The sequence below is a fragment of the Photobacterium sp. CCB-ST2H9 genome, assembly GCF_023151555.2.
In the GTDB taxonomy this organism is placed as follows: Bacteria; Pseudomonadota; Gammaproteobacteria; order Enterobacterales; family Vibrionaceae; genus Photobacterium.
Window position 1 is genome coordinate 514,742 of the sequence record NZ_CP100425.1, and the last position, 20,758, is coordinate 535,499.

Below are 20,758 nucleotides of genomic sequence, written 5' to 3' on the forward strand. Positions count from 1 at the left end.
CTTCGATGCTGCAGTGCTTTGAAATGATTCATGTTGAACCCAGGTACCGCGGATTTGATCTGGCTGTACCTTGTGTCCGCTTTATTCTGTTTGTCCGCAGAGACGACATTGCGGTGACGATTGCACCACAATCCGCTGTTGTCTTCAATGCGAATACGGCACTTGCACTTGTGCGCTAACTTTGGATAATGCCGGATCCGTTTATACCAAACTGAAGAGAATTGCAGCTGGCGACAGCCTTCTCCTCAGTTTGGTATCTGAAATTGATTAACCCATTTTTTAGGTAAGGACCCATGAGCCAAGAATCCAGAACGAATGCTGACGTCACCCTGACGGAATACACGGAAGACGGAAAGCTGGTACGTAAAATCCGTAGCTTTGTCCGTCGTGAGGGCCGTTTAACCAAGGGCCAGCAACATGCTCTGGAAAATAACTGGCCAGCCATGGGGCTCGATTTTGAGCAAAAACCGCTGAACTGGACCGAAGTGTTCGGCCGTGACGGCCATGTGGTGCTGGAAATTGGCTTTGGTATGGGTGCCTCGCTGGTTGAAATGGCGAAAAACGCGCCGGAGAAAAACTTCGTCGGGATTGAAGTGCACAGTCCGGGTGTGGGTGCGTGTCTGATGGCTGCTGAAGAAGCAGGCCTGGCCAATCTGCGTGTAATGTGCCACGATGCCGTGGAAGTCTTTGATCACATGATCCCGGATGGCAGCCTGGATACCGTTCAGCTGTTCTTCCCGGACCCATGGCACAAAGCGCGTCACCACAAGCGTCGTATCGTCCAGCCAGCTTTTGTGGAAATGGTGCGTAAGAAGCTGAAGATCGGCGGTATTTTCCATATGGCTACTGACTGGGAAAATTACGCTGAGCATATGGTGGAAGTGATGAATGTTGCTCCGGGCTATGCGAATACGGCCACAGACGGTGATTATATCCCGCGTCCGGACGATCGCCCGCTGACCAAATTTGAAGCCCGCGGACATCGTCTGGGTCACGGTGTATGGGACATGAAGTTCGCCCGTACAGAATAATGTGCTATGGCTCATAGCCATTGGGGTTCAATATCGAATAAGATATGGGTCCTTTAAATACGATTAGCCTGAAAAGCCAGCCTTTGAGTTGGCTTTTTTGTCCTCTGGAGACAGTGAATGAAGCCAAGTGAGCAGTTGCTGAATGACATTCTGGATGAAGTCCGGCCGTTGATTGGGCAGGGCAAGGTTGCCGATTATATTCCGGCCCTGGCCGAGGTACCGTCAGACCGGCTGGGCATTGCCGTTTGTTATAACGACGGTGAGATTATTCAGGCTGGCGACAGCGACGTCGGCTTCTCGATTCAGTCGATCTCCAAAGTGCTCAGTCTGACGCTGGCCATGACGCTGTATGAAGCGGATGAGATCTGGTCCCGTGTCGGCAAAGAACCCTCAGGTCATGCGTTTAATTCCATGATTCAGCTGGAGATGGAACACGGTATTCCCCGTAATCCCTTCATCAATGCCGGCGCGCTAGTGGTTTCTGATCTGCTGCACAGTCGCCTTTCTGCGCCGCAGTACCGGATGCTGGAGCTGGTCAGAACGCTGTCCTGCAACGCGAATGTGGTGTACGACAAAAATGTGGCCGCTTCTGAGATGCAGCACAGCGATCGCAATGCCGCGATTGCGTATCTGATGCGCTCATTTGGTAACTTCGAGAATGAAGTGGTGCCGGTGCTGGGCAATTATTTCGGTTACTGTGCCCTGAAGATGAGCTGCGTGGATCTGGCCCGAACTTTCAGTTATCTGGCCAATAAAGGGCAGCCATTGTGCGCGGAAAAGCCGTTGATTTCACCGACACAAAGCAAACAGATCAATGCCTTGCTGGCAACCTGCGGCCTGTACGACGGGGCGGGTGAGTTTGCTTACCGGGTCGGGATGCCGGGTAAATCCGGTGTCGGCGGCGGTATCGTTGCGATTGTGCCGGGTGAGATGTCGATTGCGGTCTGGTCTCCGGAGCTGGACGCCTCCGGGAACTCTGTTGCCGGTACGGCAGCACTGGAGCTGCTGGCTGAACGCATTGGCCGTTCGATTTTCTAGTTGGAATCTAATGCCTTGGAATTCAAGGTTTGAGCTTGTCGCTGGCAGATGTCTGCCAGCGACAAATCGGCTTTAGTTGCTGTCTTCTTCGTCGTCTTCATCGACAAAGGCGGCCAGCAGGTCGTTGAGGAACAGCTTGCCCTGTTCGGTAATCTGCCAGCTGTTGCCCTGATCCAGCAGATACTCTTTGCCCAGCGCCCATTCAATCGGCGTCCGGATGCTGTCCAGCGGCAAGCCGGTGCGCGCAACGTAGTCCTGTTTCGGACAGGCCTCCAGCAGACGGAAACGGTTCATGAAAAACTCGAATGGCCGTTCGGTGTCTGCCACCTGCGTTTCCTGATCCAGATAAGGTTTCTGCGGATTCAGGTAACCGCGCGGATGTTTCACTTTCACCGTGCGGGTTATGGTGCCGTCAGCGAAGCTGATCTTCCCGTGTGCCCCGCAGCCGATGCCGAGGTAGTCACCAAAGCGCCAGTAGTTCAGATTGTGCTGACACTGCTTGCCCGGTTTGCTGTAGCCGGAAATTTCATACTGCTCATACCCGGCCGCGGCCAGCAGGGCATGTCCCTGCTCAAAGATATTCCACAAATCGTCGTCATCCGGCAGCGTCGGTGGTTTTGAGTAAAACAGGGTGTTTGGCTCAATCGTCAGCTGGTACCAGGACAGATGCGGCGGATCTAAGGCGATCGCCTGTTTCAGATCGGACAGGGCATCCGCCACGCTCTGATCCGGCAGGCCGTGCATCAGATCCAGATTGAAGCTGTTCAGACCGGCTTCTTGGGCCAGTCCGGCAGCCCGGATTGCTTCCTCACAGCCGTGAATCCGGCCCAGACGCTTCAGCTTGTCATCCTGAAAACTCTGAACACCGATGGAAATCCGGTTCACGCCCGCCTCACGGTATGCCTGAAAGCGGCCCGCTTCAACGGTGCCCGGGTTCGCTTCCATGGTGATTTCGATTTGATCACTGAATGGAATACGGGCCTGAATACCCGCCAGCAGCCGCCCGATTTCCGGAGCTGAGATCAGGCTGGGGGTGCCGCCGCCAATAAAGATGGAATGCAGGGAGCGGCTGTTGTCCGTCAGCTGATAACGGGCCAGATCCGTGTCGAGATCTTCCAGCAGCGCATCAATGTAATCCAGCTCCGGGATATCGTTTTTCAGTGCATGCGAATTGAAGTCACAGTACGGGCACTTCTGGACACACCAGGGGATATGAACATACAGGCTCAGCGGTGGCGGTACTAACATCAGGCGTCCTTCAGGGCAGCAAAGAGTTGTTGCAGGGCTTTGCCGCGGTGTGACAGTTGTTTCTTACGCTCAGCAGCCAGTTCGGCTGAAGCGCAGTTTTCTTCCGGTACCCAGAAAACCGGATCGTAACCGAAGCCGTTTTCACCACGGGCTTCCGTCAGAATACGCCCTTCCCAGGTGCCATGGCAAACCAGCGGGGTTGGATCGTCAGCATGGCGCATCATCACCAGCACACAATGGAAACGCGCGGTTCGCTCTGCCTCAGGCACCTCTTTCATGGCAACCAGCAGTTTCTCGAGATTCTGCAGGTCTGTGGCGTCTTCGCCGGCATAGCGGGCCGAATAAATACCGGGTGCACCTTTCAGCGCATCGACTTCAAGACCAGAGTCGTCTGCAATCGCTGGCAGACCGGTTTCTCTGGCGGCATGGCGCGCTTTGATGATGGCATTTTCAATAAAGGTGGTGCCGGTTTCGGCGACGTCAGAGACGTTCATATCGCTCTGGGCAATCACCTCGAAACCAAAATCAGCAAGCAGGTGAGCCATTTCACGGACTTTGCCCTGGTTACCGGTTGCGAGTACGAGTTTGCTCATGATGACTCCTGGTTTGTGTGGCTGGGGAGAGGGGGGCCTATGATACCCACAGGCAGCCCAAAAGCCAAAGACAGAAAAAGAAGGAATGGATCCTTCTTTTTCTGCGGGCAGAGCTTGAGATGTGCGGGGAATGGCCCGCACTGAACCGGGAGGCTTATTCGGCGAAGTAAGTCTGCTCGAACTGGATATTGCCGCGGGTCGATTGACGTGAGACGTCAATGTTGAACCGAAAGCGTTCCTCATTGGCATGGGACAGCTCAGCGATATAGTAAATGGCATCCCCTTCGCGGATCTCGCGGAAGGTCAGGTTCTTCTCATTGCCGACCAGGTTCCGCGCTGTTCCTTTCACCACAGCGGCAACGGCGGGTTTTCCTTCGGCAGTGGTATCAAGTACGGTGACATTGATCAGTGCGGAGTAACGGCTGCGCTGAATCCGGTAAGTCTTCGCGATTTCCGGGGTCAGAAATGTCGAAGGGAAGGTGGAATAGTGAACTTCCAGTTCGCCGATATTCTTGAGTTGCTCGGCATGAACGGGGAGGGAAAGGCCGAGTAAAGCAATAAAAGCAACAAGTAACTGTTTCATAAGGCTGTCCTTTAATCCTGTTGAGATGAGTCTCATGATATAAGACCTTACACTCCAAGGGGATATTGCTGCATTCTTTATAGTATAGAGTGACTTGCTTTGACCAGCTGTACGAGGCTGAGATTCACAGCATGTGACGAAAAAGATCCGGAATCACCTGAGGTGATTGTATGCGGATTTGCTTATGCCGCCCGGTTTCTCCTTTTTCTATCACTACCTGGCCTTTGGCAACCCTGAACTGTTTGGCCAGGTATTTCACCAGATGGCTGTTCGCTTTGCCGTCAACAGGCGGTGCCGTGATGGCAACCTTCACTTCATCACCATGCAGGCCAACCAGCTGATCCCGGCTGGCCTTGGGCTGAACGTAAAAGCGGATCACCAGATCCGCTTTATCCTGACTGACGGCTTGCTGCGTCATAGCTGGAACCAGATCGGGCCAATCAGATCACCGATCAGGATGTTGGCAAATTGCAGGCCGATGAAAAGAACCAGCACACTCAGATCCAGACCACCCATCACCGGAATGAAGCGACGGATTGGCGCGGTCATCGGTTCGGTCAGCTGGTGCATCACGTATTCAATCGGGCTGCGGCCCTGGCTGACCCAGCTGAGAATGGCACGGATCAGCAGAACCCAGAACACCAGGCCTCCTGCGGCCTTGAGCAGTGACAGACCTGAAATCCAGAACAGATCAATGCTGAATGCCACGCCACCTTTGGTCAGGACCAATTGCAGGATGACAAATTTAGCGATTGTCAGCAGATAAGCAAACAGCAGAGTTGCCAGATCCAACGCGCCAATTGACGGGATTAAACGGCGCAGCGGACCAACCACGGGCTGGGTTGCCTTTACCACGAACTGGGAGAACGGATTATAGAAATCCGCTCTGGCCCACTGAAGCCACAAGCGCAGCAGTACCACCATAATGTACAGATCGAACGCTGTACTGACTAAAAAACCAATTGAGTTCATAAGGTTACCTTAAAACAATTTTTCCATTTCCTGTGCGCGGCTGACAGCGGCCTGCATTGCTTTCGCTACGATATCACTAAGTTGCGCTTCGTTAAATGTACGGATCGCTTCGGCGGTCGTGCCGCCTTTCGAGGTGACCTGTTCACGCAAAGTCGACAGTTCTGTGTCCGGGTTGGCGAGCACCATGCCTGCAGCGCCTGCAGCAGCTTGCTGAACCAGTTCTCGGGCCGTGTCTTTATCAAATCCCTGACGAATGGCCTCGTTTTGCATCGCTTCCATGAACAGGAAGAAATACGCCGGTGCACTGCCGGCCGCGGCAATCACGCCATTGATCCCGGATTCTTCTGATACCCAGCAGGTTTTTCCGACCGCGGCCATCAGGTCATCGGAGAAGGTACGGTCCGTCTCGCTGACGTCAGCACCGGCATACATACCGCTCATTCCTTTGCCGATCAGTGACGGAGTATTTGGCATAACGCGAACCAGACTGACTTTTGCTGCCAGCATTTCCTGCAAGCGGGCGACAGAAATTCCAGCCGCAATGGAGATCACCAGTTTATCTTTGAAATCAATCGACTGAAGCGGCTGACACACGGTTTCCATCAGCTGGGGTTTGACCGCCAGGACAATGACATCGGCCTGTTGTGCTGCGCGCAGGTTGTCATGATCGGTATGGATACCGTAATCGCGGGCCAGGGGTTCACGACGTTCAGCGCTGGGCGCCGTTGCGGTGATCTGTTCAGCCGGATAACCGCTGGCGACCAGTCCGGCAATGATAGAGCGGGCCATATTGCCGGCACCGATGAATGCGATCGAACGATGTTCCATGAAAAAATCCTTCTAAAATGATGAGAAACGTCTGCCTTTTCAGGCGGCGTTAACTGTAATTCCGGGCGCCAAAAATTGCGGTGCCGATCCGGACCATAGTGCTGCCGGCTGCAACTGCGGCTTCCATATCGCCGCTCATGCCCATCGACAGAGTATCCAGGGTTGTTTCGGGCAACTGTTGTTGCAGTCTGTCCCGGGCCTGAGCCAGTGACGCAAAGGCGCTGAGCTGGCTGTTATAGTCGTCTGCTTTTTCCGGGATCGACATCAGGCCACGTAACTCGAGGTTGGGCAGTGAGACAATTTCGGCAGCCAGTGCGGCTAATTCGTCAAATTCCACGCCGGATTTCGAGGCTTCGCCGCTGGTATTAACCTGCAGCAGGATTTTCAGCGGCGGCAGATTGTCCGGGCGCTGCTCACTGAGGCGGCGGGCAATTTTGGCGCGGTCGACCGAATGAACCCAGTCGAAGTGCTCTGCAACGGGCCGGGTTTTGTTGGACTGAATCGGACCGATAAAGTGCCAGCTCAGGGCCAGATCCGGTTTGGTGGCAGCAAAGTGCTGGATCTTATCCACGCCTTCCTGCACATAGTTTTCACCGAATGCCAGCTGTCCGGCAGCGATGGCTTCGGAAATGGCGCTGACCGGTTTGGTTTTACTCACTGCCAGCAGTTGTACGGAATCCGCGCAGCGCCCGCATTTCTCACAGGCCTCGCAGATCTCCTGAGTGACCTTTGTAATGTTTTGTCTGATACTACTCATAATTGATTCTTAGGGGAAAATATATGGATATCACCGAGCTACTGGACTTTAGTGTAAAGCATAATGCCTCCGATCTGCACCTCTCTGCGGGGGTATCGCCGATGATCCGGGTGGACGGTGATGTCAGAGCGCTCAGTATCCCGCCTTTCAGCCATGAAACGGTGCACCGGCTGATTACAGATATTATGGATGATGCGCAGCGCCGGGAATTTGAAGAGCACCTCGAAGTTGATTTTTCTTTTGCTCTGCCGGATGTCGGACGTTTCCGGGTCAATGCCTTTCAGCAGTCCCGGGGCTGCGCTGCAGTTTTCCGTTCAATTCCGGTGACGGTTCCGTCACTGGAATCGCTGGGTGTTCCTGAAGTGTTTTATCAGATTGCCAGGAGCCAGCGCGGCCTGGTACTGGTCACCGGGGCCACGGGTTCGGGCAAGTCCACCACGATTGCGGCGCTGGTGGATCACATAAATTCTCTTTCCCACCGTCATATCCTGACGATTGAGGATCCGATCGAGTTTATCCATGAAAGCAAACGCTGTCTGATCAATCAGCGCGAAGTCCATCGGGACACCCACAGTTTTCAGAATGCCCTGCGTTCGGCGTTGCGGGAAGATCCGGATGTCATTATGGTCGGCGAGCTGCGCGATCAGGAAACCATCCGGCTTGCGCTGACGGCCGCTGAAACCGGCCATCTGGTGCTGGGCACTCTGCATACCAGCTCGGCGGCGAAAGCGATCGATCGCATCATTGATGTCTTCCCCGGGAATGACAAAGCGATGGTCCGTTCCATGCTGTCGGAATCGCTGCGGGCGGTGATTGCACAGTCGCTGCTGAAATGTCCTGCTGGCGGCAGGGTCGCGGCTTATGAAATCATGCTGGCGACGCCGGCGATCCGTAACCTGATCCGGGAAGACAAAGTCGCGCAGATGTATTCGATGATCCAGACCGGTGCCGGTCTGGGAATGCAGACCATGGAGCAGGCTGTCAACCGGCTGCTGGCACAGGGGCTGGTGGAACCCGATGAAGTGCTCCGGGTGACCGAGCGGACTCAGGGGCTGTAAGACAGGATAGACTTATGGAACTTGCAAGCATTCTGGCACAAATGGCGGCGGATCAGGCATCGGATCTGTATCTCACGGTTTCTGCACCCTGCCAGTTGAAAATCAACGGTCAGCTGAGTGCTGTCGGGCCTAGCCTGACTGTTGATGAAGTTGAGCGTTTGTGTCAGCAGGCCATGTCAGCCAGTCAATGGCAGACGTTTGTGGCCACGAAAGAAGCTAATTTTGCACTGGTCCGGGAAGGGCATCGTTTCCGTATCAGTGCGTTCTGGCAGCGGGAACAGCCGGGCATGGTAATCCGGCGTATCGAGAGCATGATTCCGGATGTCGACGCTCTGACCCTGCCGGAGCCGATGAAAGCGATGGCGCTGGCCAAGCGCGGACTAGTGCTGGTGGTCGGGGCAACGGGTTCGGGAAAATCAACTTCAATGGCTGCGCTGACCGGTTACAGAAACCGGAACCGCAGCGGACATATTCTGACCGTCGAAGATCCGATTGAATTTATTCATCAGCACGACCGTTGTATCGTGACCCAGCGTGAAGTCGGACTGGATACCGAAAGCTATGAAGTCGCCCTGAAAAACTCCCTGCGGCAGGCGCCGGATATGATCCTGATCGGTGAGATCCGAAACCAGGAAACCATGGAATATGCCCTGAACTTTGCAGAAACCGGCCATCTTTGCATGGCAACTCTGCATGCAAACAATGCCAATCAGGCACTGGAGCGGATCCTGCATCTGGTGCCCAGGGAACGGCGGGAGCAGTTGTTGTTCGATTTATCCCTGAATCTGAAAGGGATCCTGGCGCAGCAGTTGATCCCGGACAGTCACGGCGCCGGGCGTCATGCTGCCTTTGAGCTGATGATCAATACCCCCAGAATTTCGGATCTGATCCGAAGAAATGCCCTGCATGAGCTGAAAGAAACGATGGCCAAAGGAAAAGAGCAGGGCATGCAGACTTTAGATCAGTCTTTGTATGCATTGTATCAGGCCGGAAAGATCAGTGAAGCGGACGCTTTGGCCCATGCCGATTCTGCCAATGATGTCCGGTTGATGATCAAACTGGGTCAGTCCGGTCAGACCGCATCCGGGCATAGTCTGGCGGGAGTCTCCATTCGTTTTGACTGAGAGCCGGCAATGTACAAGCGGCTCCCTGTACAGCTTATTCAGTTTTGGGGCACCCATGATCCCAAAGCTGATCAGGCTACAGACATCGGCTTTTGCTGACATCATTGTTAATTATTTGTGATCGCATCGTTGATTTCAAAATAACCATCTTGAGCGCGAAGTGTTCTCTCTTTATATGTATATACAAATAACATGGAGAGGGAGTCAATCAAATGGAACAATCACAGGCCCGTGCCGGGATATCGGATACCCTGGCGCGATTCCGGTTGCTGGTACTCAGCGCTGTCGGAATCTTTTTCTTTTTCATTCCAGTCACCCTGAACGGAAAGTCGACCATTCCGCTGGATCACCTGGTCAGCCAGATCAAAGGGTGGCTGGGCAGCGGCGTAGCCTGGTATGCACTGGGCATGATTGTCGTGGGTGCCATTTATCCGTTTGTGACCGGTCAGTGGTCGAAAAGTCTGACGGATAAAATATTCTCAGTGCTGAAAGTTCTGGGGGCTGCAGCCGCGCTGATGGCGGTGACCGGAGCAGGCCCTGAGTTTCTGCACAGTAAAGATATGCTGCCGTTTCTTTTCGAGAAGCTGGTGATCTCGGTCGGACTGATTGTGCCTGTCGGGGCTGTGTTTCTGTCTTTTCTGGTCAGTTACGGCTTGCTGGAGCTGATTGGCATTCTGGTGCAGCCGGTGATGCGGCCGATCTGGCGGACACCGGGCCGTTCAGCGATTGATGCGGTTGCTTCCTTCGTCGGCAGCTATTCGCTGGGATTGCTGATCACGAATCGTGTATACAAATCAGGCCAGTATTCGGCGAAAGAAGCGGCGATCATTGCGACGGGGTTCTCGACAGTTTCAGCCACCTTTATGATCATTGTGGCGAAGACGCTGGATCTGATGGCGGTATGGAACCTGTATTTCTGGGGGACGCTGGTGATCACCTTCATCGTCACGGCAATCACTGTGCGGTTACCGCCACTCCGGGGTATGGATGAGTCGGTTCGTGATCCGGAACCGGAAGCCGGGCGAGACGGGCGTCTGCAGACGGCGTATCAAACCGGGATGGATGTGGCGCGCCAGGCGCCGGCACTGGGGAGCAGCATGCTGTCGACCATCAAAGATGGTTTGCTGATGACGATTGCCATTCTGCCGTCCATTATGTCGGTGGGTCTGATTGGCCTGCTGGTTGCCAAGTACACCCCGGTTTTTGACTGGCTGGGTTACCTGTTTTATCCGTTCACCGCGATTTGGGGGATTGAGGGCGCGAAAGCGCTGGCGCAGGCTTCTGCATCCGGGCTGGCGGAGATGTTCCTGCCGGCACTCTTACTGCGTGAAGCGGATATGGTGGTTCGCATGGCGGCGGCGGTGGTTTGTGTGTCCAGTGTCCTGTTCTTCTCAGCCTCAATTCCATGCATCCTGTCGACTTCGATTCCGCTGAGTGTGGGGCGTCTGGTCGTGGTCTGGTTTATCCGCACGGCACTCAGTCTGCTGCTGGCGATTCCGTTTGCTCTTTTGGTGGCTGGACAGATGTAGCGCGGCAAGTGCATCTGTAACAAAAACAGCCCCGGTACACATGTGTCCGGGGCTGTTTCGATTCGGGGGTTGTGCAGCTTTCAGTGCTTTGGGTCACCCATGATCCAAAAGCCTTCAGGGCTGTACAGAGAAAATCAGTACAAGCCGATTACCCGTATTGCTGTTCAAACCAGCTTTCTAAGATGACAACCGCGGACTGAGAGTCTACATTGCCTTTGCTCAGAGAGCGGTAGCCACCCCGGGCAAACAGATCCGAACGGGCTTCCACTGTGCTCAGGCGTTCATCGTGCAGCTCAACCTGGCAACCGAACCGGCCATGCAGGCGGTTGGCAAATTTACGGGCGCGCGGGGTGATGCTGTCCAGCTCTTCACCATATACGTCCAGCGGCAGACCCACGACCACCAGATCCGGCTGCCATTCCTTGAGCAGTTTTTCAATGGCTTCCCAGCTCGGGATACCGTCATTGGCTTTCAGCGCGGCAAGCGGATTGGCCGTGCCCGTCAGCTCCTGGCCGATCGCGGCGCCAATGCTTTTCACGCCATAGTCAAAGGCGAGTACGGTGCGTGATGTGCTCATGAATGTCCTACTTCTGTCGATAAATTGGCTGAATGAATGCCCAGTTTGGCGACGGCTTTTTCCCAGCGCTCACTGATTGGGGTTTCGAAAACCACTTCCGGGTCTGCTTCCATGGTCAGCCAGCTGTTTTCAGCCAGCTCCTGCTCGAGTTGTCCGGCCGTCCAGCCGGCATAGCCCAGGGCGACCAGAAACTGACTCGGTTCATCCTTCGTTCCCAAAAGCGGCAGAATATCTTTGGACGTGGTCATTTTGAGCTCATCAGTCAGATCCAGACTGGAGCTGTAATTCGCTTTGCTGTTATGCAGCACAAACCCGCGGTCGCCAGCTACCGGGCCACCGATCATCACAGGTTTTTTCAGGCTGTCCGGATGCGCCAGCGGCAGCTCACGCTCCACTTCGATCTGTTCCAGCATGCTGCCGACCGACACATCAATCGGCAGGTTGATGACAATACCCATGGCACCTTCGTCGTTGTGCTCGCACACATAGACCACACTGCGTTTGAAGTGTGGATCCTGCAGACTGGGCATGGCCACCAGAAAATGATTGGTGAGATTCATCATTCAGTCCTTACAACAAGCGCTCATAGTTACAGTATGAGGACTATTTGGCTTAAATGGTATGTCTGGCCGAGGTGTTGTCAGAAGTCTCAAGCGAATCCTTGGTCATATATTTGACAACACACTCAGGCACAGTGTTCCGGTTAAGCGTCTTTCAGACGACGTTCAATGGCATCCATCAGTTTTCCGGTGATGGAGATATCGTAAGCGGCTTCGATTTCGCGGATACAGGTCGGGCTGGTGACATTAATTTCTGTCAGTTTGTCGCCAATCACATCCAGACCCACAAAAATCAGGCCTTTTTCTTTCAGGACCGGCGCCACGGCTTCAGCAATCTGACGGTCTGTGTCACTCAGCGGGCGGGGTTCGCCACGACCACCGGCAGCCAGGTTACCGCGGGTTTCACCTTCTGCCGGAATCCGGGCCAGACAGTAAGGCATTGGTTCACCGTCAACCACCAGAATTCGCTTGTCCCCGTTGCTGATGTCCGGCACGAATGTCTGGGCCATGCAGTAGAACTGGCCGTGGTTGGTCAGGGCTTCGATGATCACCGACAGGTTCGGATCCCCTTGTTTGACACGGAAAATCGAAGAGCCGCCCATGCCATCCAGTGGTTTCAGGATCATATCGCCATGCGTTTCATAGAACGCACGGATCTTGTCATCGCGCCGGGTGACGAGCGTCGTCGGTGTCAGCTCCGGGAACCAGGCGGTAAACAGCTTTTCGTTACAGTCACGCAGGCTTTGTGGTTTGTTGACGATCAGTGTGCCTTGTTCTTCTGCGCGCTCCAGAATATAGGTGGCGTAGATGTATTCGGTGTCGAATGGCGGGTCTTTTCGCATCAGGACCGCATCCAGGTCGCTCAGGGCAATTTCCTGATCGCCATGGAAGGTGAACCAGTCGTTTGGATCTTCTTTCAGGGTGACGATTCGGGTGCGTGCCAGCGCTTTCCCCTGTTCCAGTGACAGGTCGGCCATTTCCATGTAGTGGATTTCCCAGCCACGGCGCTGCGCTTCCAGCATCATCGCAAAACTGGAATCTTTCTTGATGTTAATGGACTGGATGGGATCCATCACAATACCCAATTTGATCATGTGTTTCTCCTTGGTTAGCCGAGATCGCCAAAGCGAACCTGTAGCGCAGTCATTGCCGTCATGGCGGCGGTTTCGGTTCTGAGGACCCGCGGGCCCAGCAGCACTTCGCTGAACTGGTAGTTTTCGGTCATGCTGATTTCCTGCTCCGACAGACCGCCTTCCGGGCCAATCAGCAGACGAACACGGGAAACCGGGGCGGGCAGGGTATTAATGGAATATTGGGCTCTTGGGTGCAAATTCAACTTCAGGCCTTCAAATTCTTCCGCACACCAATCTTCCAGTTTCATGATCGGGCGGATTTCCGGAACCACGTTGCGGCCGCACTGTTCACAGGCACTGATGGCGATCTTTTGCCACTGGGATAGTTTCTTATCAAATCTGTCCTGGCTTAGTTTGACGCCGCAGCGTTCAGAAATCAGCGGGGTAATGCTGCTGACACCCAGTTCAACGGACTTCTGGATAGTGAATTCCATCTTCTCACCCCGGGATATGACCTGGCCCAGATGCAGTTCCAGCGGGGATTCCACATTGTTTTCACGGCGTTCGCTGATCTCAACTTCCACCCGCTTTTTACCGGCTTCGGTAATCACGGCCGGAAATTCAGCATTGCTGCCGTCAAACAGCAGGACGTCCTGACCTGGTTGCATGCGCATGACGCGGCCCACATGATTGGCGGCGTCGTCACTTAATGTCACTTTTCCGCTTGCAGGCAGCGGTTCAGGATGGAAAATACGTGGCACTCTCATATTCGATTCATTGGCTGTGAAGATAATGTCTGGCGCCAGTATATCAATCTTGATGGCAATGTATCGAACATTGCTTGTGGCGGATTGAAAAACGACGACATTGCCGGTGATGGGCTATCCGGCACAGCCTGGAACTGAAATCCGGCTCAATGATAACGTTTCAGCTCAAAAATAAGGGAAGAAGTTAAGCAATCTATTGCACTTTCAATTAGATTGCTGGCGTGATTGCATTTGGGACACACAAAGAACAATGTCAAAAAAACAAAAATTACAACGGCTGAGCATCATTGCGGCAGCCATGCTGGTCATTGCAGGCTGTGGCGGTAGTAAATCCGGGGACAGAAGCCTGAACCAGAGTGGCGATCCGCGCCTGGAAGATTTGCAGCCTTATCTGGCAGACAGCCTCTACGCACAATCTGCCATAGACTGTGCCGTGATCTACAAACAGGGGCAGTCCTGTCAGATGCAGGACATCGCTCCGCTGGGGTATCAGACATCCGGCGATCTGACTCCGGATGATATCGCCGGGCGATTACTGGTTTCACATTCGTGGATGGGGGACAGTTTCATGGATGTGGTCCGGGAATTACCGCAGGATGTATTGAATCTGTTTAAGCCGCTCAATGTCATTGTGCTGAGCTTTGAAGTTCGACCGTCTTTTTATCACAGCGCGACAGCCGGGATGTATATCGATCCGCGTTATCTGTGGCGGGATGTGGTGGAATGGAATGATATTTATCAGCAGGATGATTACCGGTCCGGTTTTTCAGACAGCCAGCGCTTTATTGCTTTGCAGCGTTATGTTGATCCGGCCAGCGGTGAATATGTGACTTACAGTAATACCTACAATGAGTTCAGCAACGCCTGGCGATCGGCTGCTGAAATCAAACCGGGGTTGTTGCGGTTACTCACCCATGAACTGGCCCATGCCAATGACTTTCTGCCGCCGGAGCTGCTTAGCAGCCTGGATGCATCGACCAGTATTCTCACCAACATCAACCGGAATAAATCCAGTCAAATTCATCAGAGACTGAACCAGGACTATGCGCTTGAATCGGATGATTTGACTCAGGCTGCCAACAGCTATTTCGGCGGTTCATCGGTTCAGAAAATTTTGACGCCGGAACAGGCCGGGGCCGCATTTGAGCCTGACGGCGCCGCAGAATTCTATGGTTACTATACCGCAGAAGAAGATGTCGCCATGTTGTTTGAAGCCTACATGATGTGGCGCGAGTATGGCGTGGTGTCGGATGTCGGCTTTACGACGGTACCGGCAAGGTCGGATTATAATTGCGATGATTTGATTCTCGGCTGGGGGCAGCGTAACCGGCTGGCGCAGGACGAGGTGGCTCCAAGGGCCAAGCTGGTGTCAGAAGCGATCTTACAGCAGAACCTGACAGCTGAGTTTGTGCCGATCACTTCTGCAACGCCGGTTGACTTACCTTACGGGGATGGCTGGTGTCAGTCCCGGACTGCTGTAATGTCAGCTCGGTTTGAACGGCTCTCAGGTGCTCAGCCAGCGATGGAGCATCACAGGCGGTATCAGGAAGAAATGCTTCGCGAGTGATTGTTGCTGGGCAGAAAAAGGACGGCTGAGCCGGAGAGCCCAGCCGTTGTTCTGAACTACAGACCAGCCTGCTGGCAGGCCTCCAGTACGAAGCGGTTATGCTGCTTCTGGATACCAGCGATGCGGCGGTCCCGTTCACATTCCCAGGCACTGACCGGATAGGTCTTGTGCCAGGCCTGCATCAGCTGACGCTGGTTTTTGGCCAGCCGGAATCGGTATTCCTGCTCCATGTAGAGATAAGTTCGCGCAATGGCACCTCGTGCGCGCTGCGGCGGATCAACCCGGCGGTTTTTGAAATCAACTTTGATGTCGCACTGGCCGTAGTTGGCTCCCTCATTGTCTTTCCATGGTGTAAAGCGGAAGTTCGAGCGGTCGCCGTTTACTTCGCCTATCGCCGGGGTCAGATTGTGCATGTCGGCTTCCATGCGGTTGAAGAGCGGATCTTTCCGGCAGTTCTTCCGGCCGCCGTCCTGCCAGCATTGTAACTGATGGCCAAACTGCCAGGCGGGGACCACATGTTCCCATTCGATGCGGCTGGCCCGCTTTGCCTGCTTCCGAACCTGATAGCCGCAGCTGTCCAGATCGGGAACACCTTTCTTGCCGTGCCAGTCAATCCGGCAGCCGCAGTAAAAACTTTCGTTGTGGTCCTGATAAATCTTGACCAGTAACTTCTTGGCTTTGGCAAATGACTCAGGCGGGTTGGCATAGACAACCTGTGGGAGGAGGCTGAGGCTCAGCAGTGAGCCGGCCAGGACCCATTTCAACTTGGTGAACATGATACATCCGGTGACTGATATAAGGGATGATGATGTTATCAGTACCGAATTTATTTAGAAGTGTTTCACGTTATGTCTGTGTAAAACATCAAGATATTGAATTGGGTGCGGCAGACATCAAATTCCCAGAGGTTGGGGATGGTGTCTTCGCTGCCAGTAAGGCATGCCGGGCCAGCGCTGTTCCTGCAGATAGTAGTGCCGGTGATGATCCAGATACCGTTGCCAGACTGATGTGATTTGAGCGCTGTGGGTATGACTGAGCGCAGTCAGTGCTTCCGGATGATTGAGTCCGGTATCCACAAGCTGTTCCGTCAGCTGCATGGCCGTTGCCATGGCATTGAACATTCCCTGCGAGGACAGCGGGTTAAAGCTGCAGGCGGCATCACCGATGGCCGCCCAGCGGAATCCGGCGACTTGCTTGAGGCGTGTGGTATTGGCGGAGGTTTTGCCGTGCAGTTGCCATTGTTTTTGCGGCGCCGGACTGGCGGCAAGCAACCCGGCAATATCTTTCTGTGTCCGGGCCATCTGAAAAAAGCGTTCATCATCAAGATGTAAACCATGTCTGAGCAGATCCGCATCGGTTTGCAGCGCCAGTACCCGACGCTGACCCGGTAACCGAGCACTGTACCACCAGCCGTATTCGCAGGCACTCAGCGTTGCCATGCGATCATCACACTCACACGCCAGACTGGCCCAGATCGCAACCTGTTTGTCGAGTGCCAGACGTCTGATGCCCAGCATGGCGGAAAAGACGCTGCGACGGCCACTGGCATCAATCACAAAGTGGCAGGGTACGGCAGACCGGCTTTCAGCTGTTTCTCCGTGAAGCTGCAACAACCAGCCGTCACGACCTTGCTGAACCGCCACAGGTCTGGCTGGCCACAGGCAGCGGACGTTGCTGGCCATCACATGTTGCCGCAGCCAGTTATCAAACCCGGCACGGTCGAGCTGCCAGCCCGGTCCGTCCGGGTTCCTGAGGTTGTCATTCATCACACATGCATCGCTGCCCCAGTGACTGCGGATCCCGTGACAGGGAAGATGCAGCGCCTGATGGCGGGTGAAAGCTTCGAGCAGGCCGAGTTCGCGCAGAATACGGCCTGCCGCCGGAGGCAGACATTCGCCGATTCTGGCCGGGCATTCAGTGTGTTGGTCGATCAGGATAACATCGAAATGGCGGCTCAGGGCCAGTGCGGCGATACAACCGCCAATCCCTGCGCCGATCACTGCGATTTGCGTCTGGATAATTTGCGTCAAAATTTTTTCCTGCAGTGAGGCGGGCGTGGAGTTCAGCCACGCCCGGTGCAAGGACTCAGTCCGATTTAAATTTCCCCGGGAAATTCACGCCAAAGCGACTGACTTTCTCGATCACACCGAGATCAATGCGTGAACGGACACTCGGTGTCGTCGGCTGAATGTTGTCCCGGCCGTGGCGATCCGGCACTAGATTCCGTGCCAGTTCAGCCACTGTCTGCAATCGGCCGGTATCCGTGATTTCTGCACTGTCAGCCAGTTCACTCACGGCATGATCTTTGGCGGTGATCCCCACCTGCATTATGGCAGGGAAGTTCGGATCACCCGCAACACCCGGGCGGCCCTGAACTACGGCCAGCTGATTGAAATTGAAGATCATACTGTTGATCTGTGCCGTATACGTGGGCGGCTGACCGTACAGGGGCAGGGCATCGAGCCAGTCAGTCCGGTAATTGAAAGCCTGAATCCGGGTTTGCTCATCCAGATTGGGGGCCAGCGTTTCCTGATAACGGGTGGTATCCAGAATATTGTTCGGCACCCGGGCCGGCCAGAAGGTCGGCAGGTAAGGGTCATACTTGGAGGTGTACCCGTCGCGGCAACTGGCGGTATCGGTCTGCCAGGGAATCGCCATCCAGCGGGTGATCCCGCCCGGGACCTGACCGCCGAGCAGCGGCCCTTGCGCCAGCGTGATGATATCGCTGTTCATCAGAGGGCCGTAGTAGGTGGTGTCTTTACGGATCCCTTCGCTGGCATGCTTGAGGCGGAACGGCGCCATGTACATTCCGGCGGTACGCATCGGCCAGGTCATTTCACAGCCGGGGTGAAAGGCATCTGCAAGACAGAATTCCAGCGCGCCCCGGGTCAGCATCTCTGGCTGTTCCGCCACCGGGACTTTGTCGATGTCATCGGGTTCAGCTGCGTGCGGGCAGATCTGCGGGTCGACATAGTCGGGAACGAAGTCGCCTTGCACCCATTGATCCAGAAACGCCAGCTGCAGCTCAGACAGCGTGGCATGCTGACGTTCAGAGCCTGACGGCGGGATAGTAATCGCATCGCCATAGAGCCAGGGCCACAGCTGGGCGGCCTGCGCGCCGGGCTGACCATAGCGGCGAAAGTTATTGGAGATGGTCCGCCGCAGCTCGGTATAGGCCGGAGACGGATCGCTGAGCTTGGCGATCCATGCCTGCGTGGTGTAGTCGAACTGACCGCCGTGACCGAAAGCCGCGGCAAAACCGGCGTTGACCCACTGCAGGTTGGTCATGCGCGCAAAGATCGGCAGGATATCTTTGCGGAATGACGGACGTGGCGGGCGGGTGAGCATTCCGGCGCTCACCGCTACCGAACGCATCAGATCCCACATGGTCCGTACCGATTTCTGCATGGGTGCGTAATCCGGTGGCGCACAGACGACCCAGGCAGGATCAACCTGAAGGGTGACACCCAGATATTCGACTTCAGCAGTGACCGGGCCGTCAGAGATATCATCGTGCCAGCCTTCATTGTTGGCAAAGGTAATGGCGATATCGCCGTTGATATTGCGTGAGATCCCTTTGCCGCCCAGGACAATCAGGCGACCCTTTTTATCGGTTTTCAGCTCACCCAGATAGACGGACTCGTCCATGAACTTGCCGACAAATTCGGGACCTTTCTTTACCCCGGCCTCGTCCAGTTGCCGGGCTCCGCCGTCGATCAGCAGGCGGCGGCGATCAGCCACATTGTTGTTGCGCAGCAGTGAAGGCGGCGCCTGCTCGGCCTCCGGAATATCCAGCGCGAGCTGGAATTCGTACCAGGAGGACTTCTGATTGGCCAGATGGACGTGCCACTTGAGTTTTGCGTTGTCCATGGTCAGCTCTTTGACGGCTTTGCCAGCAGCATTCAGACCATAAACCCGGAACTGAGCCGCCTGACGTTTCAGCAGACCACGGGCATCCCGGTAGGCATCTTCTTCCAGCCGGGGCCTGGGATTAGGGACCAGCGGGCCGATAAAATACTCGTCGCTGCCGCCGACCCGCATTATGCCGATGGGCGGGTAAATCGCGGCCCGGACAATGCAGTCGCTGTCTTCATCGGTGTTGCCGGTGAACTTTGGGTCGATGCGAACCGGCTCATTCATCTGCTGGCCGTTGGCCTGATGGCGTGTGTCGGCACTGGCCTGATAAACCACTTTACGGGCCTGTGCAATGGAGCCCAGCGGTTCATGTTCAGGCAGGGTGCGCCAGATGTTAAAGGCAAGGTTACGGCCAAACTCAGCCTGACCGATGGCCGTGATTTCCTGCTTTGGCAGCGTGAGCGTGGCGACCGGGATAAAAGGGCTTTCAGATTCCGGCCAGACGACCTGAGCGTCGTCCAACGGCATAGTTGCCGGATCGGTGCGCAACTGCACTTCAAACAGGAAGCGGCTTTCGTCCTGACGCAGGCGGTTTTGCAGATCCTGCGCCAGATAATCGCGGCTGTTGCTGGGGGCGCCGTGATAGGTGTCCAGCGGTGTGAGACGGTATTTGACCACCTGGCTGTCGCCGAGTTTGAAAGGCAGAATGGCCCAGTAGCTGGCACTCAGACAACTGGCCTCGACTTTGGACATGGCATTGATGATCTCATGGACCTTGGGATGTTTTTCCAGATAGGCCGGGTAGTCACCGTCAATGACACCAGCCGTGGTAAAGGCACACATCTGAGCCGCATCGCGGGCAAAGAAACGGTCGATGTTCTGCATGATGAAATCGGCATTATCACTGTCACCGAGCAGCTTGGGACCGGGGACCCCGAACAGTTTGATCCCGACGCCCAGCGTGGTGTGCAGATCCGGCGCGCTGGGTGAGGTGTCACTGGAAAAACGCAGCACACATTCATACCGGCTGCCGCTGAAGATACCAATTTTCAGAGCTTCCGGAATATCCCGGTGGATATCAAAATGTCCGTAGGCGATGCCGTGTTGTTTGCGGAAAACGGCACGTTCCGCAGGCTGCTGGCCGCGTTCGATACGGGTCTTTTGCCCCATTTCGACAAACATTTCTTTCAGTCTCTGAGTAGCCAGCGTGATGTCAGCGTAGTGGTCGCCGCCCGTCCAGCACTCGACGTCATTGGCATCGGGCGCTTTGTCGTTGTTCTTCAGGACATATTGAGGATTGACCAGCTCACCCTGTTGCTTGCTGTGTTTTTGCTTCTCTTTGTCTTTCTTTTTCTTGTGCGTCATGGCGGTTTCCATTGGGTTGACATGCCGTGTCAGGTAACCGCAACAAAGCCAGCGTATTTTCTGGAGTGAGTCCCATGACTGGGAGGATCGGTCCGCTCAAGACTGAGCCAATGTTTACCTGTGATTCTGGTTGAACCTGAGAAGGGTATGTCACTTGTGGCACTCAGGTCGTTGAAAAGTATAGTCAGGGAAGCGGGGAAGACCAATTGCGGCTGGTGTTTGTGTGACAGACG

At 54.9% G+C, this 20,758-nt stretch carries 21 protein-coding genes; 7 read left to right on the forward strand and 14 right to left on the reverse strand.

Features of this window, described 5'->3' with window-relative positions; all coding sequences use genetic code 11:
- Positions 1–23 precede the first annotated feature (23 nt).
- The 3 genes from L4174_RS02375 (at position 24) to glsB (ending at position 2,069) form a co-directional block, all read left to right on the forward strand.
- On the forward strand, positions 24–179 hold the full coding sequence (locus L4174_RS02375; protein WP_248143975.1) for a hypothetical protein: 156 nt from the start codon (positions 24–26) through the stop codon (positions 177–179).
- 114 nt (positions 180–293) lie between these two features.
- On the forward strand, positions 294–1,031 hold the full coding sequence (gene trmB, locus L4174_RS02380) for a tRNA (guanosine(46)-N7)-methyltransferase TrmB (protein WP_248143976.1): 738 nt from the start codon (positions 294–296) through the stop codon (positions 1,029–1,031).
- A 117-nt stretch (positions 1,032–1,148) separates the two neighbouring features.
- A complete protein-coding gene (gene glsB / locus L4174_RS02385; protein ID WP_248143977.1) occupies positions 1,149–2,069 on the forward strand; it encodes a glutaminase B in 921 nt (306 codons plus the stop codon).
- Between the two features lie 72 nt (positions 2,070–2,141).
- Here the strand turns inward: glsB and hemW are convergent, their stop codons facing one another.
- The 7 genes from hemW to L4174_RS02420 all read right to left on the reverse strand — a co-directional run bounded on the left by hemW (position 2,142) and on the right by L4174_RS02420 (position 7,050).
- Positions 2,142–3,317 carry a radical SAM family heme chaperone HemW gene (hemW, locus tag L4174_RS02390; RefSeq protein WP_248143978.1) on the reverse strand — a complete coding sequence of 392 codons (1,176 nt, stop codon included), beginning with the start codon at positions 3,315–3,317 and terminating at the stop codon, positions 2,142–2,144.
- Positions 3,317–3,910: an XTP/dITP diphosphatase gene (locus tag L4174_RS02395; protein ID WP_248143979.1), complete on the reverse strand. Its 594-nt coding sequence runs from the start codon at positions 3,908–3,910 to the stop codon at positions 3,317–3,319. The genes hemW and L4174_RS02395 overlap by 1 nt, the downstream gene beginning before the upstream one ends.
- 154 nt (positions 3,911–4,064) lie before the next feature.
- Entirely contained in the window at positions 4,065–4,493 is a 429-nt protein-coding gene (locus L4174_RS02400) for a DUF4426 domain-containing protein (RefSeq protein WP_248143980.1), read from the reverse strand.
- Positions 4,494–4,617: 124 nt separating this feature from the next.
- Positions 4,618–4,911, reverse strand: a complete 294-nt coding sequence (gene yggU, locus L4174_RS02405; protein WP_248143981.1) for a DUF167 family protein YggU — start codon at positions 4,909–4,911, stop codon at positions 4,618–4,620.
- On the reverse strand, positions 4,908–5,465 hold the full coding sequence (locus L4174_RS02410) for a YggT family protein (RefSeq protein ID WP_248143982.1): 558 nt from the start codon (positions 5,463–5,465) through the stop codon (positions 4,908–4,910). Before L4174_RS02410 ends, yggU begins: the two co-directional genes overlap by 4 nt.
- 9 nt (positions 5,466–5,474) lie before the next feature.
- Positions 5,475–6,293, reverse strand: coding sequence for a pyrroline-5-carboxylate reductase (gene proC, locus L4174_RS02415; RefSeq protein WP_248143983.1), 819 nt, complete (start codon positions 6,291–6,293; stop codon positions 5,475–5,477).
- A gap of 49 nt (positions 6,294–6,342) precedes the next feature.
- A complete protein-coding gene (locus tag L4174_RS02420) occupies positions 6,343–7,050 on the reverse strand; it encodes a YggS family pyridoxal phosphate-dependent enzyme (protein ID WP_248143984.1) in 708 nt (235 codons plus the stop codon).
- A gap of 23 nt (positions 7,051–7,073) precedes the next feature.
- On the opposite strand from L4174_RS02420, the gene L4174_RS02425 reads away from it, so the two are divergent.
- The 3 genes from L4174_RS02425 (at position 7,074) to L4174_RS02435 (ending at position 10,761) form a co-directional block, all read left to right on the forward strand.
- A complete protein-coding gene (locus L4174_RS02425) occupies positions 7,074–8,108 on the forward strand; it encodes a type IV pilus twitching motility protein PilT (RefSeq protein WP_248143985.1) in 1,035 nt (344 codons plus the stop codon).
- A gap of 14 nt (positions 8,109–8,122) precedes the next feature.
- Complete coding sequence (locus L4174_RS02430) at positions 8,123–9,232, forward strand: PilT/PilU family type 4a pilus ATPase (RefSeq protein ID WP_248143986.1); 1,110 nt, start codon at positions 8,123–8,125, stop codon at positions 9,230–9,232.
- Between the two features lie 212 nt (positions 9,233–9,444).
- Positions 9,445–10,761 carry a YjiH family protein gene (locus L4174_RS02435; protein ID WP_248143987.1) on the forward strand — a complete coding sequence of 439 codons (1,317 nt, stop codon included), beginning with the start codon at positions 9,445–9,447 and terminating at the stop codon, positions 10,759–10,761.
- 148 nt (positions 10,762–10,909) lie between these two features.
- On the opposite strand, the gene ruvX is transcribed toward L4174_RS02435, so the two are convergent.
- From ruvX to rsmE, 4 genes are all read right to left on the reverse strand, one after another.
- The gene (gene ruvX / locus L4174_RS02440) at positions 10,910–11,338 is read right to left on the reverse strand and encodes a Holliday junction resolvase RuvX (protein ID WP_248143988.1); all 429 of its coding nucleotides are present in this window, start codon (positions 11,336–11,338) and stop codon (positions 10,910–10,912) included.
- Entirely contained in the window at positions 11,335–11,898 is a 564-nt protein-coding gene (locus L4174_RS02445; RefSeq protein WP_248143989.1) for a YqgE/AlgH family protein, read from the reverse strand. The genes ruvX and L4174_RS02445 overlap by 4 nt, the downstream gene beginning before the upstream one ends.
- Positions 11,899–12,041: 143 nt before the next feature.
- Positions 12,042–12,992 (reverse strand): glutathione synthase, encoded by a 951-nt coding sequence (gshB, locus tag L4174_RS02450; protein WP_248143990.1) that lies wholly within the window; start codon positions 12,990–12,992, stop codon positions 12,042–12,044.
- 14 nt (positions 12,993–13,006) lie between these two features.
- Positions 13,007–13,738 carry a 16S rRNA (uracil(1498)-N(3))-methyltransferase gene (gene rsmE, locus L4174_RS02455; protein WP_248143991.1) on the reverse strand — a complete coding sequence of 244 codons (732 nt, stop codon included), beginning with the start codon at positions 13,736–13,738 and terminating at the stop codon, positions 13,007–13,009.
- A gap of 250 nt (positions 13,739–13,988) precedes the next feature.
- On the opposite strand from rsmE, the gene L4174_RS02460 reads away from it, so the two are divergent.
- Positions 13,989–15,305, forward strand: a complete 1,317-nt coding sequence (locus L4174_RS02460; RefSeq protein WP_248143992.1) for a hypothetical protein — start codon at positions 13,989–13,991, stop codon at positions 15,303–15,305.
- Between the two features lie 56 nt (positions 15,306–15,361).
- Here the strand turns inward: L4174_RS02460 and L4174_RS02465 are convergent, their stop codons facing one another.
- From L4174_RS02465 to L4174_RS02475, 3 genes are all read right to left on the reverse strand, one after another.
- Positions 15,362–16,081 (reverse strand): endonuclease, encoded by a 720-nt coding sequence (locus L4174_RS02465; protein WP_248143993.1) that lies wholly within the window; start codon positions 16,079–16,081, stop codon positions 15,362–15,364.
- A 117-nt stretch (positions 16,082–16,198) separates the two neighbouring features.
- Complete coding sequence (locus L4174_RS02470; protein ID WP_248143994.1) at positions 16,199–17,335, reverse strand: FAD-dependent monooxygenase; 1,137 nt, start codon at positions 17,333–17,335, stop codon at positions 16,199–16,201.
- Between the two features lie 55 nt (positions 17,336–17,390).
- Complete coding sequence (locus L4174_RS02475) at positions 17,391–20,525, reverse strand: LodA/GoxA family CTQ-dependent oxidase (protein WP_248143995.1); 3,135 nt, start codon at positions 20,523–20,525, stop codon at positions 17,391–17,393.
- Between the last annotated feature and the right edge of the window lie 233 nt (positions 20,526–20,758).

Coding starts and splice junctions, on each gene's coding strand:
- L4174_RS02375 (WP_248143975.1), top strand. CDS start 24: ATGATTCATGTTGAACCCAGGTACCGCGGATTTGATCTGGCTGTACCT.
- trmB (WP_248143976.1), top strand. CDS start 294: ATGAGCCAAGAATCCAGAACGAATGCTGACGTCACCCTGACGGAATAC.
- glsB (WP_248143977.1), top strand. CDS start 1,149: ATGAAGCCAAGTGAGCAGTTGCTGAATGACATTCTGGATGAAGTCCGG.
- hemW (WP_248143978.1), bottom strand. CDS start 3,317: ATGTTAGTACCGCCACCGCTGAGCCTGTATGTTCATATCCCCTGGTGT.
- L4174_RS02395 (WP_248143979.1), bottom strand. CDS start 3,910: ATGAGCAAACTCGTACTCGCAACCGGTAACCAGGGCAAAGTCCGTGAA.
- L4174_RS02400 (WP_248143980.1), bottom strand. CDS start 4,493: ATGAAACAGTTACTTGTTGCTTTTATTGCTTTACTCGGCCTTTCCCTC.
- yggU (WP_248143981.1), bottom strand. CDS start 4,911: ATGACGCAGCAAGCCGTCAGTCAGGATAAAGCGGATCTGGTGATCCGC.
- L4174_RS02410 (WP_248143982.1), bottom strand. CDS start 5,465: ATGAACTCAATTGGTTTTTTAGTCAGTACAGCGTTCGATCTGTACATT.
- proC (WP_248143983.1), bottom strand. CDS start 6,293: ATGGAACATCGTTCGATCGCATTCATCGGTGCCGGCAATATGGCCCGC.
- L4174_RS02420 (WP_248143984.1), bottom strand. CDS start 7,050: ATGAGTAGTATCAGACAAAACATTACAAAGGTCACTCAGGAGATCTGC.
- L4174_RS02425 (WP_248143985.1), top strand. CDS start 7,074: ATGGATATCACCGAGCTACTGGACTTTAGTGTAAAGCATAATGCCTCC.
- L4174_RS02430 (WP_248143986.1), top strand. CDS start 8,123: ATGGAACTTGCAAGCATTCTGGCACAAATGGCGGCGGATCAGGCATCG.
- L4174_RS02435 (WP_248143987.1), top strand. CDS start 9,445: ATGGAACAATCACAGGCCCGTGCCGGGATATCGGATACCCTGGCGCGA.
- ruvX (WP_248143988.1), bottom strand. CDS start 11,338: ATGAGCACATCACGCACCGTACTCGCCTTTGACTATGGCGTGAAAAGC.
- L4174_RS02445 (WP_248143989.1), bottom strand. CDS start 11,898: ATGAATCTCACCAATCATTTTCTGGTGGCCATGCCCAGTCTGCAGGAT.
- gshB (WP_248143990.1), bottom strand. CDS start 12,992: ATGATCAAATTGGGTATTGTGATGGATCCCATCCAGTCCATTAACATC.
- rsmE (WP_248143991.1), bottom strand. CDS start 13,738: ATGAGAGTGCCACGTATTTTCCATCCTGAACCGCTGCCTGCAAGCGGA.
- L4174_RS02460 (WP_248143992.1), top strand. CDS start 13,989: ATGTCAAAAAAACAAAAATTACAACGGCTGAGCATCATTGCGGCAGCC.
- L4174_RS02465 (WP_248143993.1), bottom strand. CDS start 16,081: ATGTTCACCAAGTTGAAATGGGTCCTGGCCGGCTCACTGCTGAGCCTC.
- L4174_RS02475 (WP_248143995.1), bottom strand. CDS start 20,525: ATGACGCACAAGAAAAAGAAAGACAAAGAGAAGCAAAAACACAGCAAG.